The following is a 24,783-nucleotide window of genomic DNA, read 5'->3' as shown; positions in this document are numbered from 1 at the left end:
AAGAGAACCAACAAACTACCTAAGATGCATGCATCTTAGTGTGTTTAGCGGTTCCGTGAGTGCCTTCGATCGGCGTGGATGCCCGTGCACGGCGAGTCCATCCAGCAGCACAGACAATCGCGCGCCGCCCGGGCACCCTCACGCCCACCGCTTCCGCGGTGACGTCTCCGCCACCCCCGAGTTGACCATGTTCAGCGGATCTGCCGTTGCCAACCCACCAGCCGGTCCGCGCGTCGCGAGCAGTCCGTCGGTCATCGCGTGGGCCGCTCACCCCATCGCCAGCGCCCCCGCCACGCCCACCATCATCACCGCGACCACCCCGTCGAGCACCCGCCACGCCCGGGCGCTCGACAGCACCCGCCCGAGGCTCCGCGCTCCGAACCCCAGCGCCACGAACCACAGCGTGCTGCCCACCACTGCCCCGGCCGCGAACTGCCCCGCCTGCGCGCCGTGGGTGGAGGCGAGGGAGCCGAGCAGCAGCACGGTGTCGAGGTAGACGTGCGGGTTCAGCCAGGTGAGCGCGAGCGCGGTCGCGACCACGGCGCCGAGGCCGCTCCCCTGCCCGGCCCCGTCGGCCTGCAGGGACTCCCCGCCGCGCAGCGCCCGTCGAGCGGCGAGGACTGCGTAGCCGAGCAGGAAGGCGACGCCGGCCCAGCGGGCGATCGCGACCAGCTCGGGCACGGCCCGCACCAGGGCGCCGAGGCCGCTGGCGCCGGCGGTGATGAGCACGGCGTCCGAGACGATGCACACGGCCACGACCGGCAGCACGTGCTCGCGGCGGATGCCCTGGCGCAGCACGAACACGTTCTGGGAGCCGATGGCGATGATGAGCGAGAGTCCGGCGAGGAGGCCGTGCAGAGCGGAGGTCACGCATCGACGCTAGAGCCACCCGAGGTGAAGCACCAGCGAGCATTTCTGCACGATCTGAAGCAGTGCTTCATCTAGGCTCCGGGCATGCGCATCGATCCCTCCCTGGCCGAGACGCTGCGCCTCGTCGCCGAAGAGGGCACGCTCGAGGCCGCGGCCCGCCGACAGCACATGACCCCGTCAGCCGTGAGCCAGCGGCTGAAGCTGCTCGAGCAGCAGCTCGGCCAGCGCCTGCTGGTGCGAGCGAAGCCGGTGCGGCTCACCCCTCCGGGCGAGGTGGTGGTGCGCTTCGCCCGCGGCCACGCGCTCCTCGAGCAGGAGACGCGGGCCGCGCTCGGGCTCGAGGCGCAGGGCGAGCGGCCGCGGATCGGGATCGCCGTGAACTCCGATTCGCTCGCCACCTGGTTCGTGCCGGCCCTCGCGCAGTTCGCGCAGAGGCACGACGCACAGCTCGAGCTGCAGCGCGAGGACCAGGACGAGACTGCTCGCCTGCTCACCTCCGGCGCCGCCCTCGCAGCGGTGACCTCCGCCTCCGCCGCGCCGCCGGGGTTCCGCTCGATGCCGCTCGGCAGCCTGGTGTACGTCGCGGTCACCTCCCCCGCCTGGCGGGAGCGCTGGGCGGGGACCACGAGCGGGCCCGTCGGCCCGGACGTCCTCGCCCGCGCCCCGCGGATCGACTACGACACCAGCGATGACCTGCAGGCCACGTGGCTGCGCAGGCAGGGCGTGGACCCCGCTCTCGCCCCGCGCCACCTGGTCCCCTCCACCCACGAGCTGGCCGACTCCGTCGTCGCCGGGCTCGGCTGGGGCATGCTGCTGACCATGCAGGCCGAGCCGCTGCTGGAGGGCGGCGAGCTGATCGCGCTCGGCGGCGACCCGGTGACCACTGCCCTGTTCTGGCAGGTGGCGACGACCCCGTCGGCCCAGCTCGAGGCGCTCACCGACACGGTGCTCGAGATCGCACGGACCGCGCTGCGCCAGGGATGAGAGGGGCCGGGGGGGCCGATCGTCATGAGGTCACGCGCCGCGATTCTCGACCCCCGCACCACGTAGCATCTCCATCTGCTGCTGCATCAGCGAACGGACCCCGAGGATCACGAGACCGGCGACGAGGAATGTGAGGCCGAGGCAGAGCAGGATCGCACCGGCCCAGGCCATGAGCACGGCGTCCCCTTTCGCCGTGACGGTGTTCACGAACGGCAGCATCGCCACCGTGACGAACGTGCCGACGGCGAGGAGGAACGGCGAGGCGAGCAGCATCCAGACGACGCTGCCCGGCGCGTCAAGGCGGAAGGCCGGCGTGGGCGACTCGTGCACGGGCGGGGCGGTGTTCATGAACGGAGACTACCGACCGGCCCGTGTCGGCGCCGCGGTCGTGCGACGGTCCCCGCGCCCGGGCGACGGCGAATATCCTTGCCCCGTGTCGACACAGGTTCTGCAGGTCTCGGGAGAACAGCTGCTCGCCCTGGCTCTCGGGGCCTTCCTGCTCGGGGCGCTGGCCGCTGCGGGACTCCTCGCGCTGCGCAGCCGTTCCGCGCCGGCCGGTCCGGTCCCCCCGGACGGCGCCGACGAAGTCGTCCCGGAGAAGTCCTCGGCCCGGCTCCTCTCGCACGAGATCCGGACCCCGCTCACGCTGGTCAAGGGTGCCGCCGATCTGCTCGCCGAGGAGACCCCCGGCCCGCTGAGCCCCACCCAGCGCTACTTCGTCGACACGATCGTGGACAACACCTCGCTGGTGGTGAGCATGGCCGAGGACTTCCTGCTCGAGGCACGGCTCGAGTCCGGCGCGCCGACTCTCGACCTGGCATCGGTGGACATCCGGGAGCTGGTGCGCGGGACGGTCCTCGAGCTGCGCCGGATCCGCAGCGCCGCGGTGAACCTCGACAGCCGCGGTGAGCCGCTCGTGCTCGACGTGGACCGGGCGATGATCCGTCAGGTGCTCTGGAACCTGCTGAACAACGCCGTGCGCCACGCGGGACCGGACGCCGAGGTCACCGTGCGGGTGGAGGCGACGTCCGAGGGCGCCACGATCGCGGTCGCCGACGACGGCGAGGGCATGGACCCCGACCGGCGAGCGGAGCTGTTCTCGCCGCGATCCAGCGGTCACCCCCAGGGGACCGGACTCGGCATGGGCGTGATCCGCCGGATCGTCGACGCCCACGGCGGCCGGGTGGTCGTCGACTCCCTCGTGCGGCGCGGGACCCGTATCCTGATCGTCCTTCCCTGGCCGTCGCGGGACGTCACCGATGGCTGACCCCTCCCCCGCCACCGCGTCGACGCCGCTCGTGCTCGTCGTCGACGACGAGGAGCAGATGACGGCGATCATCGCCTTCGCCCTCGAGACCCAGGGCCTGCGCACGGTCGTCGCCGCCGACGCCCGCTCCGCCCGCCGGCTGCTCGAGAGCGAGCCGATCGAGCTGGTCGTCCTCGACGTGATGCTCCCCGACGAGAGCGGCGTCGAGCTGTGCCGCTCCCTGCGCGAGACCTCCGACGTCCCCGTCATCCTGCTCACCGCGCTCGGCGAGGTGGACGACCGGGTGGCAGGACTGACCGCCGGGGCGGACGACTACCTCACCAAGCCGTTCAGTCCGCGTGAGCTCGCCCTGCGCGCGCAGGCCATCCTGCGACGTTCGACCGGGTCCGTGAACACGCCCGCCCCCTCCGGCCGGGTCCTGCGCTGCGGTCCCCTGCGCGTGGATGCCGAAGGAGGCACCGCGAGCTGGGACGGGACCGAGCTCCAGCTCCCGGAGACCGAGCTGAGGCTGCTCGCGCGCCTGGCGCAGGACGCCGGTCGCGCCGTCCCGCTGCGCACGCTCCTCCAGGAGGTGTGGGGCACGAGCCGCACCGAGGGCGGCCGCGACATGGTCAAGTCGATGATCTACCGCCTGCGCCAGCAGATGCTCGCCCAGGGCGCGCCCCCGGACCTCATCGAGGCCGTCCGCGGCCAGGGCTACCGAGCCCGAGTGCTGCCCTCGACCCGTCGTCGCTGACTTCGTCACCGAGCGTCACCGAGCGCCACCCCGCGGTTACCGCGCCTTCGGCAGGCTGAGTCCGGCGGTCCTGCGGACCGCCGTCCTGCACTGGCCCGTCGTCGCCGACGGCCATCCCTGCCGCCCGGCACCTCCCCGATGATGAAGGAGACCCATGTCTGCCCCGACGAAGCGCCGCAGCTTCCTCGCCGCCCCGCCGCCCCGGCCCCGTCTCGACGACGCCGAGGTGGCGCGCCGCTATCCGCGCCGCCGCATGAACGTCTTCCTCGGGATCTTCCTGGGCTACGCCGGCTTCTACCTGATCCGCAATAACGTCTCCCTGGTCGCTCCGCTGCTGATCGAGGACAAGGGACTCAGCACGATCGGCATCGGGCTGATCGCCAACGCGGTCCTGTTCGCGTACGGGCTGTCGAAGTTCTTCATGGCCACGCTCTCGGACCGCTCCAACGCGCGGCTCTTCCTGCCGATCGGTCTGGCGCTGTCGGCGCTGACGAACCTGGTCGTCGCCTTCGTGCCGTGGGTCTCCGGCACCATCGCGGTCTTCGCGACCGTCATGTTCATCAACGGCTGGTTCCAGGGCATGGGCTGGCCCGCCTCGGGCCGCGTTCTGGTGCACTGGTTCTCGACCAACGAGCGCGGCTGGAAGACCTCCATCTGGAACACCGCGCACAACGTCGGCGCCGCCGGACTCGGAGTGGCCGCGGCCGCAGCTCTGGCCTGGACGGCCGACGACTGGCGCGCCGCCTTCTGGTTCCCCGCCCTGATCGCCCTCGTGGTGGCCGTGGTGGCCTTCGTCCTGATCCGCGACACCCCCGAGTCCGAGGGCCTGCCTCCCATCGAGGAGCACCGCGACGACCCGGCGAAGGTCGAGATCGACGAGGACGCCGACGAGCAGCCCTCGATGTGGCAGTTCGTGCGCACCCACGTCCTCACCAACCGCGTGATCGTGCTGCTCGCCGTCGCCAACGTGTTCGTCTACGCGCTGCGCTATGGGGTGCTCAACTGGATCACCGTCTACCTCGCCGACACCCGCGGGGCCGAGATCTCCGACGGCATCACCGGCTTCGTGGTGTTCGAGCTGGCCGGCATCGTCGGCACCCTGCTGTGCGGCTGGATCTCCGACAAGGTCTTCCGCGGGTACCGCGCCGGGACCGGCATGCTGTTCATGGCGCTGACCGCCGTCGCCCTCGTCGCCTACTGGCAGGTTCCCGCCAGCGCGCCGCTGTGGATCTCGATCGCCCTGGTCGCGGTGATCGGCGGCCTCATCTACGGCCCGGTGATGCTGATCGGCCTCCAGGCCATCGACCTCTCCCCGCGCCAGGTGGCGGGCACCGCCGCCGGCTTCACGGGACTGTTCGGGTACCTGCTGGGTGCCACCCTCGCCTCCTCCGGGGTGGGCCTCATGGTCCATGCCTTCGGGTGGGACGTGACCTTCGCGGTGCTGACCGTCTGCGCGCTTCTCGTCGTGGGCATCATGTGGGTGATCGGGAAGGATGAGAAGGCACTGATGCAGGCTCGCGAGCAGCGGCGGCTGGCGAAGGAGGCCGCCGAGGCGAACGGGACCACCGCCGGCTGAGTCCTGGCCTACTCTCGAGGGATCATGAGTCCTTCCCGTCGGTCGCCGTGCGTCCTGTCCGCACTGGCGGTGCTCGCACTGCTGGTCCTCACCGGATGCACGGCGGCCGACGATCGTGCGGAGCGCGGCGAGGTCGCCGTGCTCTGCTCCAACGACGCGGAGATCTGCCGCGCGTGGGCCGCGGCGTTCTCCGAGCGCAGCGGCCGCGAGGTCACCATCGTCCGCCTGCCCACCTCGGAGGCCCTCGAGCGGATCCGCCATGGCGAGGGCCTGCCCGAGTTCGACGTCTGGCACGGCGGCGGCGCCGAGATGTACGCGGAGGCGGCCGACGAAGGGCTGCTCGCCTCCTACACCTCGCCCGAGGCCGCGGCCGTTCCCGGGGAGTTCCGCGACCCGGACGCCCGGTGGAGCGGGGCGTACTCCTCGATGCTGGCCTTCTGCGTCTCGCCGTCCGCTCTCGCGAGCGCGGGCGCGACGACCCCGCACAGCTGGGCCGACCTGCTCGACCCGGCGCTGACCGGGCAGATCAGCACGGCCTCGCCCCGCACCTCCGGCACCGCCTACACGGCCATGTCGCTCCAGATCGACCGCCTCGGCGCCGACGCCGGGCGCGACTACCTCACCGCCCTGTACGGCCAGGTCCTGCAGTTCACCCGCTCCGGCACCGCCCCGGTCCAGGTCGTGGTGCACGGCGAGGCCGCGGTCGCCCTCACCTTCGCCCCGTACTGCGAGACCGCGCGCGCCGAGGGCCATGACGTCGAGGTGGTGGTGCCCCGCGACGGCACCGACTACGAGATCGGCGCGGTCGCCGTGCTGGCCGACGCCCCGCACCCGCTGAGTGCTCACGAGTACGTCGACTTCGCGCTCTCGGCCGAGGGGCAGCAGGCCGGTGCCGGCGTCGGGATCCATCAGATCGTCACCCGCTCCGATCTGCCCGACAACCTCGCCGAGGTCCTCGCGGACGGTCGTTATCCCGTGATCGGGTCCTCGCTCGACGAGCGCGTCGACCGCCGCGACGAGCTGCTCGGCTGGTTCACCGCGGAGATCGAGCAGTGACGGACCGCGGGACGCGTCTCGCGGCGTCGACCCTGCTGGTCCTCGTCGGCGCCGGGGCGGTCCTCGTCGTCGGCTGGCCCATGGGCCGCATGGCCGTCCAGGCGCTGGCCGCGCTGACGGTCGCGAGCACGCCAGGACTCGGTCGCGCCGCGGCGTTCTCGACGGCGCTGTCGCTCGTCGCGACCGTCGCCGCCACGTCTCTCGGCCTCGCACTCGCGCTGACCGCCCGCATGCTGCCCCGCCGGGGGAGGCGGCTGCTCGACGCGATCATCGGCGGGCTCCTGCTCGTTCCTCCGTACACGGTGGCGGCCGCGGTCGTGGCGGTCGGCGGGCGCGGCGGCCCCTTCGCCGCCGTGCTGCCCGACGTCTACGGCCTGCCGGGGATGGCCCTCGCGATGATCCTCGCGCACCTGCCCCTCGCCTATCTGATGGTCCGGGTGGCCTGGAGGGGCGTGGACCCGCGCCTGGTGGAGACGGCCCGGGTCCACGGGGCGCGCGCCGGTGAGGTGTTCCGCCTGGTCCTCCTGCCGCCCCTGCGTGGGCCCCTGGGAGTGACCGCAGCACTGATGTTCATCTCGACGCTGTCGGACCCCTCGATCCCCGCGGTGCTGCGCGGCCGGGTGCCGACGCTCGCGCACACCGCCTACATCGAGGTGATCGCCTGGGGCGGCGAGGGCACGGCCTCCGTCATCGCCGTCCTGCTGGCGCTGCCGGTGCTCCCGCTGCTGCTGGCCCTGTGGCGGCGACCGGAGCCGTCGCTGCTCATGACGCGGTGGCTGGGTCACGGCGCCAGTCCCGTCCTCGTGCTCCCGCCGTCACCGCTCGTGACCGTCTGCCGGGTGCTCAGCGTGCTCGTGCTGGCCCTGGTGCTCACCCTGACGCTGACAGCGGCCGCGATGACGATCCGTGCCCAGGTCGAGCTCGTGACACCGGCTATGGGCGCGGTGATCGTCTCCACCGTGGGGTACGCGGTGGTGGCGCTGCTCATCGCCGTTCCACTGGGAGTGCTGACCGCATGCGCCTCGCAGCGCGCCGGGGAACGGACCGCGCGGGGCGTCGATCTGCTGCAGGTGTCCCTGCTGCTGATGCCCGACACCACCCTCGGCATCGCCTTCTTCCTCGCCTACGGCCTCGAGACGCCCACTCCGTGGGGCGAGCTTCCCGCCCTGGTGGGCGGCGCATCCCTCGGCTCGGGTGCGGTGGCGCTCGTGGTCGCGTTCGTGGCCCCGGCGGTGCCGCTCGTGCACCTCGCCGCACGAGCCGGTCAGCGGCGCGCACCGCAGGCCCTGCAGGAGACCGCCCGCGTGCTCGGGGCCGGCCGTCGCCGTCTGGCCCTGCAGTTCGTGCTCCCCCATGCCGGAGCGCTGGTCGCAGCGACCGCGGCCGTCGTCACCGCCCGGAACGTCGTCTCGGTCGTCCCCATCGTGTTCCTCTCGACCCCGGACGCGCCGATGGTGGCGTCCTTCGCGCTGGATCTGCTGGACCGAGCGTCCTACGAGCAGACCTTCGCGCTCACCGGCGTCGTCGCCGTGCTGCTCGCGGCGGTCGGTGCCCCGGCCGCCATGGCGGGCGCCGCGGTCATCGGGCGGAGGGGATCGCTGTGAAGGGCGCGGACGGACTGGAGCTGAGCGGCGTGGCGGGGGCGGACCTGCACGTGCGCGCCGGTGAGCTGGTCGCCCTGATCGGACCCTCGGGCTCCGGGAAGACCACGCTGCTGCGTCGCGTCGCAGGTCTCGATCCCCTCCCCGCCGGCACGGTGCGGATCGCGGGACGTGACATGGCGCGGGTGCCGGTCGAGCGCCGACCCGCGACGATGCTCTTCGAGACGCCGGTGCTCTTCCCGCAGCTGACCGTCGAGGAGAACGTCGGTTTCGCCCTCGAGCGCGGGCGGGCGGATGTGACCGCCGCCGATCAGCTCGACGTCGCGCTGACCTCCCTGGATCTGAGGACTCTGCGCAGCCGCCACCCGCACGAGCTCTCGGCCGGTCAGCGCCAGCGGGTCGCCCTGGCGCGCGCACTGGTGCGTCGTCCCGAGGTGATGCTGTTCGACGAGCCCCTCGCGCACGTCGATCCGGCCGCCCGCGCCGGTCTGCTGCGGGAGATCGCGCGGATCCACGAGCGGCTGGGCAGCGCCTCTCTCCTGGTGACCCACGACTGGACGGATGCGCTGTCCGTCGCGGACCGCATCGCCGTGATGCGGGAGGGAGAGATCGTTCAGGTGGGCGCGCCCCGGCAGATCTACTCCCGCCCGGCGAGCGCCTGGGTCGCGACCCGGGTGGGAGTCCCCAATTTCCTCTCCGCGCAGGTCGAGGGGGTGTCGACGGGCGCCGACGGCCATCGGGTGCGGGTCAGCGCCCTGGGGCGGCAGTGGGACGTGCCCGCCGCGCCGGAGCTCCGGGCGGTGGGCGAGGCGTGCATCGTGCTCGGGCACCCCCACGCGTTCACGATGGAGGAAGCTCCGGAGCGCCGGGAGGTCGACCCCCGCCGGGGTCAGGTCCTCGCCACCACCTTCGGCGGGGACCACGTCGATCACGACGTCGAGACCGACGCCGGCACTCTCGTCATCCGTCGGCCGCTCGGCCCGCGGGACGAGCCCTGGTCGGCGGGGACGGTGGTCGAGGTCGCTCTCGTGCCCGAGGCGGTGTGGGCGGTCCCGCGATGAGCGGGTCGGTCGATCCGCCGTCGTCGTGGGTCACGGGGCCGTCCGCCCCGCTGCTCAGTCCACGACGTCCGGGAACGTCCCGTCCCCCAGGTCCGGATCGGGCAGGGTGCCGCGCGGGTCCCGCAGGGCCGCGCCCCGGCCGTCGAGCCGGATCCGACGCAGTCCCTCGAGCAGCATCCGCCGGCCGAGGTCGGTGACGGAATGGACCCGTTCGAGATCCAGCAGCACGTCGGTGGAGGGGTCGGAGTCCTCGAGCAGGTCGAGCATCTCGGAGGCGGCGGTGAGCTGCACGACCCCCTCGAGGGCGACCGAGGTCGTGCCGTCGGCCGTCGACACGCGCGCCACGTCCTGCCGTGAGCCGTTCGGGGAGAACAGATGCATGCCCATGTCCTGGGAGAGCCGCTCGAACAGGCGCCCGCCGCGATGGCTGTTGCCCTGGCGGTCCAGGCGCGGGGAGAAGGTGCCGATGCCCACGAGGTCGGGCAGGACCCCGACCATGCCGCCGGCCACCCCGCTCTTGGCGGGGATGCCCACCCGCACCAGCCAGTCCCCCGCCCCGTCGTACATGCCCGCCGAGGCCATCACGGCCATCACCTGCCGGGCCGTCGCGGCGTCGAGAACCTGCTCGCCCGTGACGGGCTGGATCCCGCCGGTGGCGAGGGTCGCGGCCATCGCGGAGAGGTCCCGCACGGTCACCAGGAGGGAGCACTGCCGGATGTAGCCCTCGACGACCGTGGGCACGTCCCCGGTGAGGATCCCATAGCTGCGCAGCATGTGGGCGAGGGCGAGGTTGCGGTGGGCGGTCTCCAGCTCGGAGGCGCACACCGTCTCGTCGATCCGCAGCTCGCGCCCTGCGAGGCGCGAGAAGAGCTCCCGCACCCGCTCGACCCGCGAGGCCGGATCCGCATCCTCGCCCACCAGGAGCGAGTGCACGGTGAGGGCGCCCGCGTTGATCATCGGGTTCTTCGGCCGATGGGTGTCCTGCTCGAGCGAGAGCTCGTTGAACGCCTCGCCGGAGGGTTCCACGCCCACGGCGGCGAGCACCGTCTCGGCACCGCGGTCCATGAGCGCGGCGGCGTAGGCGAAGGGCTTGGAGATCGACTGGATGGTGAACTCGGCGTCGACGTCGCCGACGGCGTAGGTGCGACCGAGCGCCGTGGTCAGCGCGATGCCGAGCTGATCCGGATCGGCCGCCGCGAGCTCGGGGATGTAGTCCGCGACCGCGCCGGCACGGTCCTCGCGCAGCGCCTCGAGCACCTCCTCGAGGTAATCCGGGACCGGAGACCTCACCTCTCGCCCCCGTCAGCCTCGGCATTCGCGGCGCGCACCGCCTCGAGGTGGACCGGGCGCACCCGATCCACCGACTCCGCGACGTCATCGTGGCCGTGCAGCCAGCGCACCACGTACGGGCAGACCGGCACGATCCGGTGCCCCTGCTCGACGGTGGTCGTGAGCGCGGCGCGGGTGAGCACCCCTGCCAGTCCCCGTCCGCCGAAGTCGTCGTCGATCACGGTGTGGTAGAAGATCCGCTGGTCCTCGCTGCTGTCGGCGGCGGCGGTGTACATCGAGAAGCCCGCCTGGCGGCCGCCGACGAGGATGTCGAAGCGGTGCCGCTCAGGGTTGTCGCGCACTTCCACGGTCTCCTCGTCGGTGCTCTCTGCGGGGGTGGTGCCGTCGGTCATCGCGGGTCCTCTCATCGGAAGGCGCCGCTCGGTCAGCGGGCGCCCGGGAAGGGCTGGTCCCGATCGTAGGCGTCCTCGAGCTCGTCCGGCAGGGTCTCCCCGGTCTCGCCCGGCGGCCGCCGTCGGAGTCTCACCCGGCGGCCGCCGTCGGGGTCTCACCGCGGCCGCTGATCGTCGGTCGTGAACCCCTCCCGCCCCTCGCGCTCCTCGAGCGTCTCGAGCTCCTGGAAGAACGTCACCTGCCATCCCGCCGGTCCCTGGATCCTGGCGTTGAGCGTGCGGAACGGGGTGCGGGTGGGCGGGGCGAGCAGCTCGGCGCCGTGCTCGGCGACCGCGGCGACGGCCTGCTCCGTGTCCTGGACCTCGAGGGCGAGGCGGAGCGTCGGCCCGTCCGTGGCCGGCGCGTTCTCGACCTCGTCGATCGCCCGCGCATGCGCGGGGCTCGCGAGCTCGAGGGTGGCGACCCCGGCATGCAGGATCGCGACGCGGTCCTCCCCCTCGGTGGCGAAGGCGGCCTGCTCGGGCATGCCGAGCACGTCACGGTAGAACCGCAGCGCCTCGTCGACATCGTCGGTCTCGATGATCAGTCGCAGTTGGCGGGGGGTGTTCGTCGTCGTCATGGCGCCCATCCTCGTCGCTGACAGACGATTCCGGGAGTACCCCTGCCGCAGCGTGCGAGCAGGGGCCGCGTGAGCTCGTGAGCTCAGGAGCGCGGTCCTGAGTGCGGGGGCGTGGCCCGGCAGGCGCTCATTCCGCCGGCAGCGCGTCCTCGAACAGCGGAGTCAGCTTCTCGGCCGCGAACTGCAGCGCGAGCGGGGTTCCGGCGGAGAACGCACTGGAGATGTCACCGTCGAGCACCACCGCGCGCCCCTCCTGGACGGTCTCCAGCGTCTGCCACTGCGGATCATCCGTGATCACGGTGGGCTCGAGGTAGATCGGGAAGGCGACGATCAGATCGGCCTCGAGCACGTCGAGCTCCTCGCTCGAGATGTCGACGCTGAACCCGCTCCCGCTGGTGGGCAGCGCGGCGACGGCGGGGTTCTGCACGAAGCCGAAGCGGGCGAGTGTGCTGAGCCGCCCGCCGCCGGCGATGTAGGCTCCCCAGCCCTCGCTGGTCCGGGCCGCCGCGGAGACCGTCCTGCCCTCCCATTCGTGATGGGCCCCGGCGATCTCCGCGAAGGTGCTCTCGACCTGCTCGAGCAGCTGCTGCCCCTTCTCGGGGACCCCGAGCGCCCCCGAGATCAGCGCGACATGGTCCTCGAGCGTGGTGAGCCAGCTGGTACCGCCCGGGGCCACCCCGACCGTCGTCGCGATCTCTTCGAGACGGGCGTGACGATCGGCGTCGCCGCTGCCGCGCACATCGAGGATCAGATCCGGCTCGAGGGCGGCGATCGCCTCGAAGGAGGGTTCCATCGTCTCGATGATCGTCGGCGCCTCGTCGTACATCCCCTGCGCCCACGGCCCCTGCCCATCACCGCCGAAGGCCAGCCAGTCCGAGGCGCCGACGGGCTGGACGCCGAGCGCGAGAGCGATCTCCGCGTCGCCCCAGCCGAGCGCCACCACCCGGGTCGGTGCGTCCTCGATCGTCACCTCGCCGAACTCGGTGGTGAGGGTCGCCGGGAACGCCCCGTCGGCGGCGCCGCCCGCGGAGCCGCCGACCGCGGAGCCGCCGGCTGCGGAACCGTCGGCGGTCTCCTCGGCCGTGCCGCAGCCTGCCAGGGTGAGCGCGGCGGCGGCGGAGAGGGTCAGGGCGGTACGGCGGGTGAGCAGCATGGGGGAACCTTCCGTGTCTCCGGCAGGGCGGAGAGGATCTGCGCGAACAGGGGATGTGCCCGGCGAGCCGGCGTAGCGGGACGACACGACACTGGCGCAAAGCATGGCAAGGCTAACCTAATATACTCGGGTGACAGTCACCCATCGGACATCTCTGGGCCCGGACGCCGCCCCCGGCGCGACGGGTGCTCCCTCGCGCGTCCGCCGCGCCCGCTCCCTGCCGCTGCGCCGCGTCCTCGGTGCGGTGCTGGCGCTCGCGCTGCTGGTGATCGTCGTGATGCTGAGCCTGATGGTCGGCTCCCGCGACATCCCCCTCGCCACGGTGTGGGGCGCGCTGGCCGGCACCGACCACAGCGCGGATGCCGGCGTGGTCACCTCGCTGAGGATTCCCCGCACGCTGCTCGGCCTGCTGGTGGGCGCCGCGCTGGGCGTCGCCGGTGCCCTGATCCAGGCCGTGACCCGCAATCCTCTGGCCGATCCCGGGATCCTCGGTGTCAATGCCGGGGCAGCCTTCGCGGTCGCGATCGGCGTGGGAGTGTTCGGGGTGACCGCCCCCGGCAGCTACGTGTGGTTCGCCTTCGGCGGCGCCCTGGTCACCACCGTGGTGGTGTACCTGATCGGCTCCGTGGGCCGGGGCTCCGTCAGTCCCGCGCAGCTCACCCTCGCCGGCGTCGCCCTCGGCGCGGTGCTCAGCGGGATCACCAGCGCGCTGCTGCTGGCGGATCAGGAGAACTTCAGCGTGATCCGCGCCTGGGAGGCGGGATCCTTCGCCGATCGCGGAGTGGACGTGCTGGTCTCCACCGCCCCCTTCCTGGGTCTCGCCCTGGTGCTCGCGCTGTGCCTGGGCCCGGCGCTGAACGCGGTCGCGCTCGGGGAGGACCTCGCTCACGCGCTGGGGGCGAAGGTGCTGACCACCCGCGTGCTCTCGCTGGTGGCGATCACCCTGCTGGCCGGCGGCGCGACCGCCATGGCCGGCCCGGTCGCCTTCGTGGGCCTGATGATCCCGCACGTGGCGCGCTGGATCGTCGGTCCGGACCACCGCTGGATCCTCGCCTACTCCCTCCTGCTCGCCCCGATCCTCACCGTCGCCTCGGACGTGCTGGGCCGGGTCATCCTGCCCACGGGCGAGATGCAGGTCGGGATCGTCACCGCCTTCCTCGGCGCGCCCGTGCTGGTGCTGCTGGTGCGCCGTCAGCGGGTGAGCGGTCTATGAGCGCCCCCACCGGCACCCGCCGTCCCCCTCGCGTGCGCGCCCTGGTCCTCGCCGACCGGGACGGATACGCCCGCCTCACCCTGGGCGGCAGCACCCTTCGACTGCGCCGCCGCACCCTGGGCGTGAGCCTGGTGCTCGCGGCACTGGTGCTGGTGCTGGGACTGGTGGCGATGACGCTCGGCGACTACCCGCTCACGATCCCCGAGGCCGTGCGAGCGCTGGTGAGCGACCAGGGATTCACCTCCACGGTCGTGCGGGAGTGGCGGCTGCCGCGGGTGCTCGCCGCGATCCTCTTCGGGGCGGCGCTCGGCGTCTCCGGCGCCCTGTTCCAGACCCTCACCCGCAACGCGCTGGGCTCCCCGGACGTGATCGGCTTCTCCACCGGCGCCTACACCGGCGCGATCATCTCGATCACGGTGATCGGCACGAACGTGCTCAGCGAGATGGTCGGCGCCCTGCTCGGCGGGCTCGCCACCGCCCTGCTCGTGTACCTGCTCGCCTGGCGCGGCGGCGTGCAGGGATTCCGGCTGATCATCGTGGGCATCGCGGTGACCGCGGTGCTCTCGAGCATGAACACCTACCTGCTGCTCCGGGCGGAGACCGAGGTGGCGATGGCCGCCTCGCTGTGGGGAGCGGGGACCCTGTCGCTGACCTCCTGGCAGGATCTCGCCCTCGCGATTCCCGCGCTGTTGATCTGCGGCCTGCTCACCGCAGCCTTCGCACCCGCCCTGCGGCAGCTCGAGCTCGGGGACGATGCCGCGCACGCCCATGGGGTGCGCACCGAGGTCACCCGTCTCGCGGTGCTCGTGGCGGGGGTGGGCCTGATCGCGGTGGTCACCGCGCTCACCGGGCCCATCGCCTTCGTCGCCCTGGCCGCCCCGCAGGTGACCAAGCGCCTCACCGGCGGCGCCGGACTCCCCCTCGCAGCCAGCGCCATCACCGGCGCTCTGCTCCTGCTCAGCGCGGACCTCCTCGCCCAGCATGTGCTGCCCGGAGGGATGCCCGTGGGCGTCGTCACCGTCGTGATCGGCGGCCTCTACCTCATCACCCTCCTCATCCAGGAAGCCCGCGCCCAGCTATGACCTCCTCGCACACTTCCCCCACCAGCGCTCCCGCGGCGGCCGAGGACCGTCTCGCGGCCCGACGCCTCACCCTGGCCTACGATCACCGCACCATCTCCGAGGATCTGAGCGTGAGCATCCCGGATGATTCGTTCACGGTGATCGTGGGCCCGAACGCGTGCGGGAAGTCGACCCTGCTGCGCGCCCTCTCGCGGCTGCTGAAGCCCGCAGCCGGCTCCGTGATCCTCGACGGTGCCTCGATCGCCGATCTCCGCTCCAAGGAGGCCGCGCGCATCGTGGGCCTGCTGCCGCAGTCCTCCATCGCGCCCGACGGCATCACCGTCTCGGACCTGGTGGCCCGTGGCCGGTACCCCCATCAGGGGCTGTTCCGTCAGTGGTCCCGGGCCGACGAGGAGGCCGTGGAGGCCGCGATGCGGTCCACGAACGTGACCGAGCTGCGTGCCCGTCGCGTGGACGAGCTCTCCGGTGGCCAGCGTCAGCGTGTCTGGGCGGCGATGGCCCTGGCCCAGCAGACCCCGATCCTGCTGCTGGACGAGCCGACCACCTTCCTCGACATCGCCCACCAGATCGAGCTGCTGGACCTCTTCTCCGCACTCCACGAGCAGGGCAGCACCCTGGTCGCCGTGCTGCACGATCTGAACCACGCAGCCCGCTACGCCACGCACCTGATCGCGATGAAGGACGGCCGGATCGTGGCCGAGGGCGCTCCGGGGGACATCGTCACCCCCGAACTGGTGCGCGAGGTGTTCGGCCTGGAGTCCCTGGTGATCGAGGACCCCGAGACGGGCACGCCGCTGGTGGTCCCCCGGGCGCGGGCGACCAGGGAGCGGGCGGACAGGGAGCGGGCGAGCTCAGAGCCCGTGAGCTGAGAACCGCCGCACGGACGTCCACCGTCGTCCGGCTCATCCCGCACTGCCTCGCGCGCGGGCACCGGAGCGTTCTCATGCCTCCCCGAGCGCGGCGTAGGCCGCGAGCGCGTCCCGTCGGGAGGCCTTCAGATCGACGAGCGGTGCCTCGCGTTCCGCAGACTCGTCCTCCGTCTCGGGCACCCACCGGCGCACGTACTCGCCCTCAGGATCGAACCGTGCCTGCTGGCGCTCGGGGTTGAAGACGCGGAAGTACGGGGCGGCGTCGTCGCCCGTTCCCGCCACCCATTGCCAGTTGAACGGGTTCGAGGCGTCGTCGGCATCGACCAGCGTGTCCCAGAACCATTCCTCGCCGAGCCGCCAGTGCAGGCGCAGATTCTTGGTGAGGAAGGAGGCAACGACCAGCCGCACCCGGTTGTGCATCCACCCGGTCTCCCACAGCTCGCGCATTCCCGCGTCGACCAGGTCGATCCCGGTGCGCCCCTGCTGCCACGCCCGCAGAGCGGCGTCGTCCTCGCGCCATGCGAAGGTGTCGAACCGGGACCGGACGTTCCGGGTCGCGAGGTCGGGCAGGTGGAAGAGCCGGTGCCAGGCGAACTCGCGCCACAGGAGCTCGGACCGGAAGCTCTCGTGCCCCGCGCCGCGCCCCTCCTCCAGGCTGAGGTGCCAGATCTCGTGGGGTGAGATCTCGCCGAAGCGGAGATGCGGTGACAGGCTCGTCGTGCCTGCCATGCCGGGCCGCTCCCGGTCCTGCGCGTACCCGGTCAGCAGCTCCCCGAGCTGTTCGCTCCGCTCCCGAGCTCCCGTCTCGCCGGGCGTCCACCTCTCACGCAGCCCGCCTGCCCAGTCCGGTGCCGTCGGGAGCCAGCCGCGCCGCGACAGCTCCTGCTCGAGAACGTCGTCGTGCAACCAGCTGCGCAGCTCGTGGCCGCCGGCGCGGAGCTGCTTCTCGGGGCCGGTGAGCTGGTCGGGCAGGCCGTAGGGTGCGCGCGGGGGCGGGGCGTCGCGGCAGGCGCGGGCGAACGGGGAGTAGACGCGATAGGGCCCGCCGTCCTGGGTGGCGATCGTCCACGGCTCGTGCAGCAGGTAGCCGTCGAAGCTCTCGGCGCGCACGTCCTTCGCTCGCAAGGATTCCTTCAGGCGCGCATCCACGGCCCGCTTCGGTGCGTGATAGCGGCGGTTCCAGAGCACCGCGCCCGCCTGCAGTTCCTCGACCAGTGCCGGGATCCGCTGCTCGGGATCGCCGCTGAGCAGTATCAACGGGACACCGTGTGCGCGCAGGTCTCCGGCCAGGGCGCTGAGCGAGTGATGCAGCCACCAGCGGGCTGCACCTCCCAGCGGGCGCACGCCGCTGATCTCCTCGTCGATGTGCACCGCGACGACCTCACCCTCGGACGCGGCGGCGCGGAGCGCGGGGTTGTCGTGGAGCCTGAGATCGTCGCGGATCCACCAGATGCTGGTCATCGAGCACGACCGTCGGCCGCCGACGGCAACAAGGTCAGGGCGCCGACGGGATTCGCACGCCGGAAGCACATCCCGCCCCCAGCGGTGCGCGACGTTCCCGCCGCCGCGCACGCTGGGGCACGCGACCGCGATCGCTCAGCGGGGGCGGATCTCATGCCTGCGTGGAGTCGCCGGCCCCGGAGCCGCCGGGCCCCTCGGACTCCTCCGGCTCGAAGGTGTCCTCGGCGCCGACCGTCCCTCCGACGCCCTCGTCGTTGAGCTCGCCGAGATCGGTGGTCGAGGAGTCGGCCTCCCGGGAGGAGCGCGTCTCGTCGCCATCGGTGCGGTCGGAAGCCTCAGCGCTGGACGGGGCGATGCCCTGATCCTCCGGGTGGGGGTTCGTCTCATCATCGTCGGGGTGATACATCGGTGTGCTGGTCATGGCCGAACCTCCTGAGGTGGGGTACTGCAGACCAACACCTTCTCATCGGCGACTGCCAGGCTCCAGCGGCACGCCTGCGAGGTGCGCGTTCGCGGATGGACCATCCGGTAGCGCTCGCCACGCAGCGCGATGACGAGATGGACGCGACGGCGTGGACCGTCGACCAGGGCGCTCTGCCGAGCAGGCGCGGGCTCGAGCGGGCGGGGTCGATGAGGGCCCGTGAGCTCAGAACCACTCCCGCGCGCGGGCGTAGCGAGCCGCCTCCCGTCGGTTGCGGGTCTGGGTCTTGTGCATCGCGCTGGAGAGGTAGTTGCGCACCGTCCCCTCGGCCAGGTGGAGGCGGAGGGCGATCTCGGCCACCGAGCAGCCGGCGAGGGTCTCGCGCAGGACGTCGAGCTCCCGGTCCGTCAACGGGGAGTCGTCGAGCACCGCGAGCGCGGAGATCTCGGGATCGATCCAGCGCCGACCCGCGTGGAGGATCTCGATCACCTCGGCGATCGTGCTCGGATGCGCGGCCTTGCTCACGAAGCCGCGCACACCCAGCTTCAGCGCCCGACGCAGCACGCCGGGCCGGGCGTGCCGGGTGAGCATGAGGATCGCCTGCTCGGGCCGCTCCCCTCGGATCTGCTCCACGGCCTCGAGCCCGTCGGTGCCGGGCATCTCGAGGTCGATGACCAGCACATCGGGCCGATGCTCGCGCACGGCCGCGACGGCCTCCGCCCCGTCAGCCGCCTCGGCGACCACCTCGATCTCGGCCTTCAGCGGCAGCAGTGCGGACAGCGCCGAGCGCAGCAGGGCTTCGTCGTCGGCGAGAACGATCCGGATCATCGCCGTCCCCTTTCGGATGGCGAGGCGGGCGGGGCGCCCGGCGAGGCCGATGCCTCCGGCGTGCGCGGAGCCGACGCCTCGGGCGTGCCCAGGGCTGGGTCGCCGAGCCGGGCGGCGGTGCGGAACTCGCCGCCCGCCTGCTCGATCGTGAGCATGCCGCCCTCGGCCGCGAGCCGCTCGCGCAGGGTCCCGAGGCCCCGCAGCGCCGGGAGCTCCCCGTCGGACGCGCCGTCGTTGACGATCTCGACCCCGGTCTCCTCCAGGGTGATCGCGACGCGGGTGGCCTGGGCGTGGCGCAGGATGTTCGTGGTCGTCTCACGCACCACCTGGCCCAGCAGCTCCCCGCTCCCCTCCCCCGCCTCGCCCCGGCGCGAGATCCGCACCGCGGCCCCGGCCGCCTCGAGGAGGTTCCGGGCGTTCTCCAGCTCGGCGCGCACGTTGAGGCGGCGCTGGGCGTGGGCGAGGTCGCGGGTGCCCCGGATGGTCTGCTCGACCTGAGCGTAGACCTCCCGCAGCTCGGCGACGGCCCGCTCGGGATCACGCCGCACGAGCTCCTCGGCGAGCGCGACCTTCAGGTTCACCACGTGCAGGGTGTGGCCCTGGATGTCATGGAGGTCGCTCGCGAAGCGCATCCGCTCGCGAAGGATCCCCAGCTCCGCCTCCGCCTCCTGGGCGACCTCGAGGTCGTCGATGATGCCCCGGTATCCCTGGATCAGCAGGATCACCGAGGCGACGAAGACGCTCAGCCCGCCGGGCACGACCATGTAGCGCACCACGTTCTCCCAGCTCACAGGCTCACTGAGGAAGTAGAGGGCGCCGATCGCGGCGATCACCGCCCCGACCGCGAGGATCCACCGCAGGTGGCGGCCGCGCGTCAGCGGGAGCAGCACGCCGCTGAGGATCGCGGCACCGAAGAAAGCCATCGGATTGAAGGCCAGCACCGCGCAGACCACCCAGATCAGGTACGAGAACGCCACCGCGAGCGCCGTGGAGACGGGATGCCGGGACGGGTCGAACTCCAGCAGCACCAGGAAGGTGACCAGCACCCCCGCTCCGAAGGCGAGGGTCTCCCGCCAGCTGCCCGAGGTCAGGGCGAGGATCGCGATCGTCACCGGGGCGATCGCGACGACCGTGGTGAGCACCGTGGTGCGGTGCAGCCGGCGCCGCGCTGCGATGGAGACGGACGCGGGGGCGGAGGCGGAGGCGGAGGCCGGGGTGGACGCGGAGCTCGAGGAGGTGGTCGAGCCCGAGCCCGAGGGGGCGGTCGACGACATGCGCTGGCCTCCCTGATCCGGTGCGACGAGGGTCATGTCGATCCATCATCCCGGACTCACGCCCGCGCCGGTAGTGACGAAAAGTCATCCCTGCTGCTGACACTCCACGACTGCCGCGAACACCCGCCAGGGACTGGAATTGCGGCATGAACTCATCCACTGTCATCGACGTCGACCGACTCACCATCGACTACGGGGACTTCCGCGCGGTCAAGGACCTCAGCCTCGAGGTCCGACGCGGGGAGCTGTACGCCCTGCTCGGCACCAACGGTGCGGGCAAGACCTCGACCCTGGAGGTCATCGAGGGGCACCGCGCCCCCACCTCCGGCACCGTGCGGATCCTCGGCGAGGACCCGCAGAACCGCACGGCCGTGCGCCCCCGCACCGGGATCATGCTGCAGGAGAGCGGCTTCGCCGCCGACCTCGGCGTGCTCGAGACGCTCGCCCTCATCGGCGGGCTCACCGGCCGGGAGGACCAGCCCGAGCGGGTGCTCGACCTCGTCGGACTCACCGCGAAGACCGACACCCGTGTCGCCGCGCTCTCCGGCGGCGAGAAGCGACGCCTGGACTTCGCGACCGCGGTCTACGGCTCGCCCGAGCTGATCTTCCTCGACGAGCCCACCACCGGGCTCGACATCCAGTCCCGCGACGACCTGTGGGCCACCGTGGACCGGCTCCGCGAGGACGGGGCGACCATCGTGCTGACCACCCACTACCTCGAGGAGGCGCAGCAGCGGGCCGACCGGATCGGCCTGATGCACGAGGGCACCCTGCGCATGCAGGGAACCGTCGGCGAGCTGACCGCCACCCTCCCCGGCACGATCACCTTCGGCCTCGCCGCCGCCGTGCCCCACCTGCCGCTCGAGAGCACGGAGACCGCCGCCGGCACGCGCCTGGTCCACACCCAGGCGCTCCAGCAGGACCTCCGCACGCTGCTGAACTGGGCCGAGACCCAGGGCACCGTGCTCCACGACCTCGCCGCCGGACCCACCCGGCTCGACGACGTCTTCCGCTCCGTCTCGCGCGACTGATCACCGCTCACCCACCAGACCGACAGGACACGACAATGCTCGACATCGCTCGCAGCGAACTGAAGCAGATCCTCCGCAACCGTCTCGTGCTCTTCAGCGCGACCATCATCCCCGTGGGCCTGAGCCTGCTGTTCATCGCCCAGCGCGACACCTTCAGCCAGTTCCCCACCGGCATCGGCTTCCTCGCCGGCGTCTTCATGATCATCCTCATCAGCATGGGGCTGTACTCCACCGCGGTCTCCACCCTGGCCGCGCGCCGTCAGACCCTCTTCCTCAAGCGGCTGCGCTCGACCGCGGTGAGCGACGCCGCCGCCCTCGCCGGGATCGTCGGCCCTCCGGCGCTCATCGCGATCGTGCAGGTCTCGGCGGTGCTCACCGTGCTCGCCCTGGTCTCCGAGGCCCCGGCCCAGATCCCGCTGCTCATCGTCTCCGGGCTCGCGCTGGTGGCGATGATGGTGGGACTGGCCCTGGCCACGGCCGGGTTCACCACCTCCCTCGAGCACGCCCAGGTCACGACGCTCCCGGTGGTGCTCGCCACCTCCGCGGCGGCGTTCTGGATCGGCTTCACCGGCACCGAGGAGCTCGCCATGCTCAAGCGGGCGCTCCCCGGCGGCGCAGCCACCGAGCTGACCATCAACGCCTGGAACGGCGGCACGGACCTGGTCGACAACCTGCTCCTGCTCCCGCCGACCTTCGCCTGGATCGTGATCGGCGTGGTCCTCGCCCAGCGGTTCTTCCGCTGGGAGCCGCGCCACTGAGCCTCGCCTCTCCGCCGGCTCCACCCCAGGGCGCCGGGTCCCCGCAGCAGATGCCGCGGGGGTCCGACGCCGCCCAGCTCGAGGATGCCGCGCGTGGTGCGAGCTCTGGGAGCGGATGAACAACCCTCTGGCCGAGGTGCGCCGGGCCGATCTTCATGTGCTCACACAGGTCAGTGACCTCCGCATGATCGTGCCGACGTTCGACAGGGCGGCCGCGGCGCCCCTGCGCCGCACCTGGACCAGATCGCCGAGATCGACCGGCTGAACGATGTGGCCCGCACCCACCCCGATGACCTCGACTCCCAGACCACCACGGGGCGGGAGATCACCGCCGGAGGCACTCGACGGGCGTGCTGCAGGGAGCGTCGATCCACGACCGCGGCGCGGGCGCGCGAGCGGAACAGGACCACGACAAGCCGATCTCCCGTTGGAGACCGCGGCTCTGCAGCGCGCGCACCGCTCCGGGGGTGGAAGCCCACGCCGGCCCGAGCGGTACCGCGCTCCGTCTGGTCGGGCCGGGCCACGGGTGGCCGTGGAGCCATGCTCTATGGTCAGAGGCCAGGGAGCCATCAGGTGCCCGGAAACGGACAGACGTGCAGCCCTCCCAGAACGATCTTGAAGGATCAGCGACCGGCACCCCTCTCACGCTCGGACTGATCGGGGCCTCCCGCAAGCCGGATGAGCGCCGGGTGCCGGTGCATCCCGCCCATCTCGAGCGCATCCCCGAGCATCTGCGCCGCCGCCTGCTCGTCGAGAAGGGCTACGGGCTCCCCTTCGGCGCCTCCGACACGGAGATCGCCGCGCTGGTGGGTGGCGTGGGCACCCGCGATGAGGTGTTCGAGGTGACCGACGTGCTCGTGCTGCCGAAACCTCAGCACGAGGACGTCCGCGCGATGCGCGAGGGGCAGACCCTCTGGGGCTGGCCGCACTGCGTGCAGGACCGCGAGCTCACCCAGCTGGCGATCGACAAGCGCCTGACGCTCATCGCGTTCGAGGCGATGAACCATTGGGGCCCGGACGGCTCCTTCGCGCTGCACGTGTTCCACGCGAACAACGAGCTCGCCGGCTACTGCTCGGTGCTCCACGCCCTGCAGCTGCGGGGCACGACGGGGAACTACGGTCGGCGTCTCACCGCCACCGTGATCGGCTTCGGGGCCACCGCCCGGGGCGCGATCACGGCGCTCAGCGCGCATGGCATCTCCCGCGTCCGGGTGCTGACCAATCGGGCGGTCGCCGCGGTCGCCTCCCCGATCCACTCGGTGGAGATCGTCCAGTTCGGTCACGAGGAGGGCCCCTATCTGAGCGAGGTCATCACCGAGGACGGGCCCGTGCCCCTGGCGCCCTTCCTCGCCGAGAGCGACGTGGTGGTCAACTGCACCCTGCAGGATCCCAACGCCCCGCTGCTGTACCTCCGCGAGAGCGATCTGCCGACGTTCCGCCCCGGGAGCCTGATCGTCGACGTCTCCTGCGATGAAGGGATGGGGTTCTCCTGGGCGCGCCCCACCTCCTTCGAGGCGCCGATGATCGCTCTGGACAACGACGTCCACTACTACGCGGTGGACCACAGCCCTTCGTACCTGTGGAACTCCGCGAGCTGGGAGAACAGCTCAGCGCTGCTCCCCTTCCTGGAGACCGTGATGGCGGGGCCGACGGCCTGGGCCGCCGATCCCGTCATCGAGCACGCGATCGAGATCCAGGACGGCGTGATCCGCAAACCCGCGATCCTCGAGTTCCAGGCGCGGGAGAGCACCTACCCCCACCGGTGACGGGTGGGTCGGCCCCGTCGGACGGCTTCCCTCACCACGGCGCCAGCTGCACTCCGCGCCGGTCCTCGACCCCCGCCAGCACGTCGAGCATCCGCTCGGCGAGCGCGAGCCGCACCTCACGGTGCGCGGCGCTGTCCCACAGGTTCTCCAGCTCCCCCGGGTCGGTCTCGAGGTCGTAGAGCTCACCGTCCCGCTGCCTCGGGGTGCTCGGGGCGCCGTGGTGCGTGATGAGCTTGAAGCGGTCGTGGCGCAGCATCGTCAGGTGCGCGGAGGGGTTCGCGGGATCGCCGCTGGAGCGGTACTGGCTCAGCGCCCAGTCCCGCCATTCCACGTCCTCGCCGCGCAGCAGCGGCAGCAGGCTCTCCCCCTGGTAGGAGCGGGGACGCTCGATCCCCGCGGCCTCGAGGAAGGTCGGGGCGAGGTCCACCCACTGCACGAGCTCCTCGCGGCGCAGCCCCGCGGGAACCACGCCGGGCCAGCGGATGATCAGCGGCACCTTCACCGAGCAGTCGTAGAGGAAGGGGCCCTTGCGCAGCAGCTGGTGATCACCGAGCAGCTCGCCGTGGTCGCTCGTGAACACGACGATCGTGCTCTCGGCGAGCCCCTCCTCCTCCAAGACGGCGAGGATGCGGCCCACCTCGTCGTCCACCAGGGACACCATCGCGTAGTAGGCGCGGCGCACCTCGTCCAGCTGCTGCTCGGTGTGCTCGACATAGCTGGGCATGCCGCCGCCGCGATGCTCGGAGGTGAGGCGCTGGATCTCGGGCTTGTCCTGCAGCTCACCCGGACGAGTGTTGACAGGCGGCAGGTCCACGTCGTCGTAGCGGCGCAGGTACTCCTCCGGCGCCCCGAAGCCGTGATGGGGGTCGAAGAAGTTCGCGACGAAGAAGAACGGCTGCTCCGGCCGGCGGTCCGTGCGCAGATAGGAGATCGTCTCCTCCGCGATCCAGTGGCTGTAGTGCGCCTCGGTGGGCATGGAGTCGAACAGTCCCCGCTCCCCCAGCGCCCGCTCGTACAGCTCGGGCCGGGTGGCGCGCAGCCAGCGGTGGTAGGCGTTCTCGCTCGAGCCCGGGTACGGGTCGTGCGCCCAGCGGAACACGCGGAAGCCGTCGTCCAGGCGCGGCTCGGTACGGCCGTGGAAGCAGGAGTGGAGGTGAAACTTCCCCACCAGCCCGCAGTCATATCCGGCCTCGGCCAGGTCCTTCGAGAACACGCGCGTGACCGGGGCGATGTCCACGCCGTTCTCGTAGAGGCCATGCGTGGAGGCGTAGGTGCCGGTCATCAGGCTCGCCCGGGACGGGGAGCAGACGGGGTTCTGGACATAGCAGTTCTCGAACAGGGCGCCCTGCGCGGCGAGCCGGTCCAGGTGCGGGGTGCTCACCGCCGGGTTCCCGGCCGCGCCCACCATGTCGTGGCGCTGCTGATCGGTCGAGATGAGGAGGATGTTCGGGGTGTCCATGGCAGTCCTTTCCAG

25 protein-coding genes are annotated in these 24,783 nt (G+C 72.0%); 14 read left to right on the top strand and 11 right to left on the bottom strand.

Going from position 1 to position 24,783, the window contains the following annotated elements; genetic code table 11:
* Positions 1–267: 267 nt before the first annotated feature.
* Positions 268–870, bottom strand: coding sequence for a LysE/ArgO family amino acid transporter (locus tag VF289_RS17245; RefSeq protein WP_330885292.1), 603 nt, complete (start codon positions 868–870; stop codon positions 268–270).
* Positions 871–954: 84 nt separating this feature from the next.
* Here VF289_RS17245 and VF289_RS17240 point away from each other — a divergent pair, with 84 nt between their 5' ends.
* Entirely contained in the window at positions 955–1,854 is a 900-nt protein-coding gene (locus VF289_RS17240) for an ArgP/LysG family DNA-binding transcriptional regulator (protein ID WP_330885290.1), read from the top strand.
* A 30-nt stretch (positions 1,855–1,884) separates the two neighbouring features.
* Here the strand turns inward: VF289_RS17240 and VF289_RS17235 are convergent, their stop codons facing one another.
* Positions 1,885–2,202, bottom strand: coding sequence for a hypothetical protein (locus tag VF289_RS17235; protein WP_330885288.1), 318 nt, complete (start codon positions 2,200–2,202; stop codon positions 1,885–1,887).
* A gap of 85 nt (positions 2,203–2,287) precedes the next feature.
* Between VF289_RS17235 and VF289_RS17230 the strand changes: the two genes are divergently transcribed.
* The 6 genes from VF289_RS17230 to VF289_RS17205 all read left to right on the top strand — a co-directional run bounded on the left by VF289_RS17230 (position 2,288) and on the right by VF289_RS17205 (position 9,151).
* Complete coding sequence (locus tag VF289_RS17230; protein WP_330885286.1) at positions 2,288–3,121, top strand: HAMP domain-containing sensor histidine kinase; 834 nt, start codon at positions 2,288–2,290, stop codon at positions 3,119–3,121.
* The gene (locus VF289_RS17225; RefSeq protein ID WP_330885284.1) at positions 3,114–3,857 is read left to right on the top strand and encodes a response regulator transcription factor; all 744 of its coding nucleotides are present in this window, start codon (positions 3,114–3,116) and stop codon (positions 3,855–3,857) included. Before VF289_RS17230 ends, VF289_RS17225 begins: the two co-directional genes overlap by 8 nt.
* A 154-nt stretch (positions 3,858–4,011) precedes the next feature.
* Positions 4,012–5,433 (top strand): MFS transporter, encoded by a 1,422-nt coding sequence (locus tag VF289_RS17220; protein WP_330885282.1) that lies wholly within the window; start codon positions 4,012–4,014, stop codon positions 5,431–5,433.
* Between the two features lie 24 nt (positions 5,434–5,457).
* Positions 5,458–6,489, top strand: coding sequence for an ABC transporter substrate-binding protein (locus tag VF289_RS17215; RefSeq protein WP_330885280.1), 1,032 nt, complete (start codon positions 5,458–5,460; stop codon positions 6,487–6,489).
* Entirely contained in the window at positions 6,486–8,093 is a 1,608-nt protein-coding gene (locus tag VF289_RS17210; protein ID WP_330885278.1) for an ABC transporter permease, read from the top strand. The genes VF289_RS17215 and VF289_RS17210 overlap by 4 nt, the downstream gene beginning before the upstream one ends.
* Positions 8,090–9,151 carry an ABC transporter ATP-binding protein gene (locus VF289_RS17205; protein ID WP_330885276.1) on the top strand — a complete coding sequence of 354 codons (1,062 nt, stop codon included), beginning with the start codon at positions 8,090–8,092 and terminating at the stop codon, positions 9,149–9,151. Before VF289_RS17210 ends, VF289_RS17205 begins: the two co-directional genes overlap by 4 nt.
* Positions 9,152–9,205: 54 nt before the next feature.
* On the opposite strand, the gene VF289_RS17200 is transcribed toward VF289_RS17205, so the two are convergent.
* The 4 genes from VF289_RS17200 to VF289_RS17185 form a co-directional block, all read right to left on the bottom strand.
* Entirely contained in the window at positions 9,206–10,441 is a 1,236-nt protein-coding gene (locus VF289_RS17200; RefSeq protein ID WP_330885274.1) for a glutaminase, read from the bottom strand.
* Entirely contained in the window at positions 10,438–10,833 is a 396-nt protein-coding gene (locus tag VF289_RS17195; protein ID WP_330885271.1) for a GNAT family N-acetyltransferase, read from the bottom strand. Before VF289_RS17195 ends, VF289_RS17200 begins: the two co-directional genes overlap by 4 nt.
* 155 nt (positions 10,834–10,988) lie before the next feature.
* Entirely contained in the window at positions 10,989–11,453 is a 465-nt protein-coding gene (locus VF289_RS17190) for a VOC family protein (RefSeq protein ID WP_330885269.1), read from the bottom strand.
* A 127-nt stretch (positions 11,454–11,580) separates the two neighbouring features.
* Positions 11,581–12,606, bottom strand: a complete 1,026-nt coding sequence (locus VF289_RS17185) for an iron-siderophore ABC transporter substrate-binding protein (protein WP_330885268.1) — start codon at positions 12,604–12,606, stop codon at positions 11,581–11,583.
* A gap of 130 nt (positions 12,607–12,736) precedes the next feature.
* Here VF289_RS17185 and VF289_RS17180 point away from each other — a divergent pair, with 130 nt between their 5' ends.
* From VF289_RS17180 to VF289_RS17170, 3 genes are read left to right on the top strand one after another with little or no spacing between them, the layout of a single operon-like run.
* Entirely contained in the window at positions 12,737–13,819 is a 1,083-nt protein-coding gene (locus tag VF289_RS17180) for an iron chelate uptake ABC transporter family permease subunit (RefSeq protein ID WP_330885266.1), read from the top strand.
* The gene (locus VF289_RS17175; protein WP_330885264.1) at positions 13,816–14,901 is read left to right on the top strand and encodes a FecCD family ABC transporter permease; all 1,086 of its coding nucleotides are present in this window, start codon (positions 13,816–13,818) and stop codon (positions 14,899–14,901) included. The genes VF289_RS17180 and VF289_RS17175 overlap by 4 nt, the downstream gene beginning before the upstream one ends.
* A complete protein-coding gene (locus VF289_RS17170) occupies positions 14,898–15,770 on the top strand; it encodes an ABC transporter ATP-binding protein (RefSeq protein WP_330885262.1) in 873 nt (290 codons plus the stop codon). The genes VF289_RS17175 and VF289_RS17170 overlap by 4 nt, the downstream gene beginning before the upstream one ends.
* Positions 15,771–15,842: 72 nt before the next feature.
* Here VF289_RS17170 and VF289_RS17165 read toward each other — a convergent pair whose 3' ends face one another.
* The 4 genes from VF289_RS17165 to VF289_RS17150 all read right to left on the bottom strand — a co-directional run bounded on the left by VF289_RS17165 (position 15,843) and on the right by VF289_RS17150 (position 19,754).
* Positions 15,843–17,231 (bottom strand): deoxyribodipyrimidine photo-lyase, encoded by a 1,389-nt coding sequence (locus VF289_RS17165; protein WP_330885260.1) that lies wholly within the window; start codon positions 17,229–17,231, stop codon positions 15,843–15,845.
* A 151-nt stretch (positions 17,232–17,382) separates the two neighbouring features.
* Entirely contained in the window at positions 17,383–17,652 is a 270-nt protein-coding gene (locus tag VF289_RS17160) for a hypothetical protein (protein WP_330885258.1), read from the bottom strand.
* A gap of 225 nt (positions 17,653–17,877) precedes the next feature.
* A complete protein-coding gene (locus tag VF289_RS17155) occupies positions 17,878–18,480 on the bottom strand; it encodes a response regulator transcription factor (RefSeq protein ID WP_330885256.1) in 603 nt (200 codons plus the stop codon).
* Positions 18,477–19,754 carry a sensor histidine kinase gene (locus tag VF289_RS17150; RefSeq protein WP_330885254.1) on the bottom strand — a complete coding sequence of 426 codons (1,278 nt, stop codon included), beginning with the start codon at positions 19,752–19,754 and terminating at the stop codon, positions 18,477–18,479. Before VF289_RS17150 ends, VF289_RS17155 begins: the two co-directional genes overlap by 4 nt.
* A gap of 146 nt (positions 19,755–19,900) precedes the next feature.
* Between VF289_RS17150 and VF289_RS17145 the strand changes: the two genes are divergently transcribed.
* The 4 genes from VF289_RS17145 (at position 19,901) to VF289_RS17130 (ending at position 23,309) form a co-directional block, all read left to right on the top strand.
* Positions 19,901–20,785: an ABC transporter ATP-binding protein gene (locus VF289_RS17145; RefSeq protein WP_330885252.1), complete on the top strand. Its 885-nt coding sequence runs from the start codon at positions 19,901–19,903 to the stop codon at positions 20,783–20,785.
* 35 nt (positions 20,786–20,820) lie between these two features.
* On the top strand, positions 20,821–21,543 hold the full coding sequence (locus VF289_RS17140; protein ID WP_330885250.1) for an ABC transporter permease: 723 nt from the start codon (positions 20,821–20,823) through the stop codon (positions 21,541–21,543).
* Between the two features lie 115 nt (positions 21,544–21,658).
* On the top strand, positions 21,659–21,808 hold the full coding sequence (locus tag VF289_RS17135; RefSeq protein WP_330885248.1) for a hypothetical protein: 150 nt from the start codon (positions 21,659–21,661) through the stop codon (positions 21,806–21,808).
* 328 nt (positions 21,809–22,136) lie between these two features.
* A complete protein-coding gene (locus VF289_RS17130) occupies positions 22,137–23,309 on the top strand; it encodes a N(5)-(carboxyethyl)ornithine synthase (protein WP_330885246.1) in 1,173 nt (390 codons plus the stop codon).
* Positions 23,310–23,340: 31 nt separating this feature from the next.
* Here VF289_RS17130 and VF289_RS17125 read toward each other — a convergent pair whose 3' ends face one another.
* Complete coding sequence (locus tag VF289_RS17125) at positions 23,341–24,768, bottom strand: sulfatase-like hydrolase/transferase (protein ID WP_330885244.1); 1,428 nt, start codon at positions 24,766–24,768, stop codon at positions 23,341–23,343.
* Positions 24,769–24,783 lie beyond the last annotated feature (15 nt).

The sequence above is a fragment of the Brachybacterium sp. genome (genome assembly GCF_036379615.1).
Classification (GTDB): Bacteria; Actinomycetota; Actinomycetes; order Actinomycetales; family Dermabacteraceae; genus Brachybacterium.
This window is presented reverse-complemented; position numbering and strand designations above follow the sequence as displayed.

Bases quoted from the DNA above. Each gene is read 5' to 3' on its own strand.
- VF289_RS17240 (WP_330885290.1), top strand. From the start codon at position 955: ATGCGCATCGATCCCTCCCTGGCCGAGACGCTGCGCCTCGTCGCCGAA.
- VF289_RS17235 (WP_330885288.1), bottom strand. From the start codon at position 2,202: ATGAACACCGCCCCGCCCGTGCACGAGTCGCCCACGCCGGCCTTCCGC.
- VF289_RS17225 (WP_330885284.1), top strand. From the start codon at position 3,114: ATGGCTGACCCCTCCCCCGCCACCGCGTCGACGCCGCTCGTGCTCGTC.
- VF289_RS17220 (WP_330885282.1), top strand. From the start codon at position 4,012: ATGTCTGCCCCGACGAAGCGCCGCAGCTTCCTCGCCGCCCCGCCGCCC.
- VF289_RS17215 (WP_330885280.1), top strand. From the start codon at position 5,458: ATGAGTCCTTCCCGTCGGTCGCCGTGCGTCCTGTCCGCACTGGCGGTG.
- VF289_RS17195 (WP_330885271.1), bottom strand. From the start codon at position 10,833: ATGACCGACGGCACCACCCCCGCAGAGAGCACCGACGAGGAGACCGTG.
- VF289_RS17190 (WP_330885269.1), bottom strand. From the start codon at position 11,453: ATGACGACGACGAACACCCCCCGCCAACTGCGACTGATCATCGAGACC.
- VF289_RS17185 (WP_330885268.1), bottom strand. From the start codon at position 12,606: ATGCTGCTCACCCGCCGTACCGCCCTGACCCTCTCCGCCGCCGCCGCG.
- VF289_RS17175 (WP_330885264.1), top strand. From the start codon at position 13,816: ATGAGCGCCCCCACCGGCACCCGCCGTCCCCCTCGCGTGCGCGCCCTG.
- VF289_RS17170 (WP_330885262.1), top strand. From the start codon at position 14,898: ATGACCTCCTCGCACACTTCCCCCACCAGCGCTCCCGCGGCGGCCGAG.
- VF289_RS17165 (WP_330885260.1), bottom strand. From the start codon at position 17,231: ATGACCAGCATCTGGTGGATCCGCGACGATCTCAGGCTCCACGACAAC.
- VF289_RS17160 (WP_330885258.1), bottom strand. From the start codon at position 17,652: ATGACCAGCACACCGATGTATCACCCCGACGATGATGAGACGAACCCC.
- VF289_RS17155 (WP_330885256.1), bottom strand. From the start codon at position 18,480: ATGATCCGGATCGTTCTCGCCGACGACGAAGCCCTGCTGCGCTCGGCG.
- VF289_RS17150 (WP_330885254.1), bottom strand. From the start codon at position 19,754: ATGTCGTCGACCGCCCCCTCGGGCTCGGGCTCGACCACCTCCTCGAGC.
- VF289_RS17145 (WP_330885252.1), top strand. From the start codon at position 19,901: ATGAACTCATCCACTGTCATCGACGTCGACCGACTCACCATCGACTAC.
- VF289_RS17140 (WP_330885250.1), top strand. From the start codon at position 20,821: ATGCTCGACATCGCTCGCAGCGAACTGAAGCAGATCCTCCGCAACCGT.
- VF289_RS17135 (WP_330885248.1), top strand. From the start codon at position 21,659: ATGAACAACCCTCTGGCCGAGGTGCGCCGGGCCGATCTTCATGTGCTC.
- VF289_RS17125 (WP_330885244.1), bottom strand. From the start codon at position 24,768: ATGGACACCCCGAACATCCTCCTCATCTCGACCGATCAGCAGCGCCAC.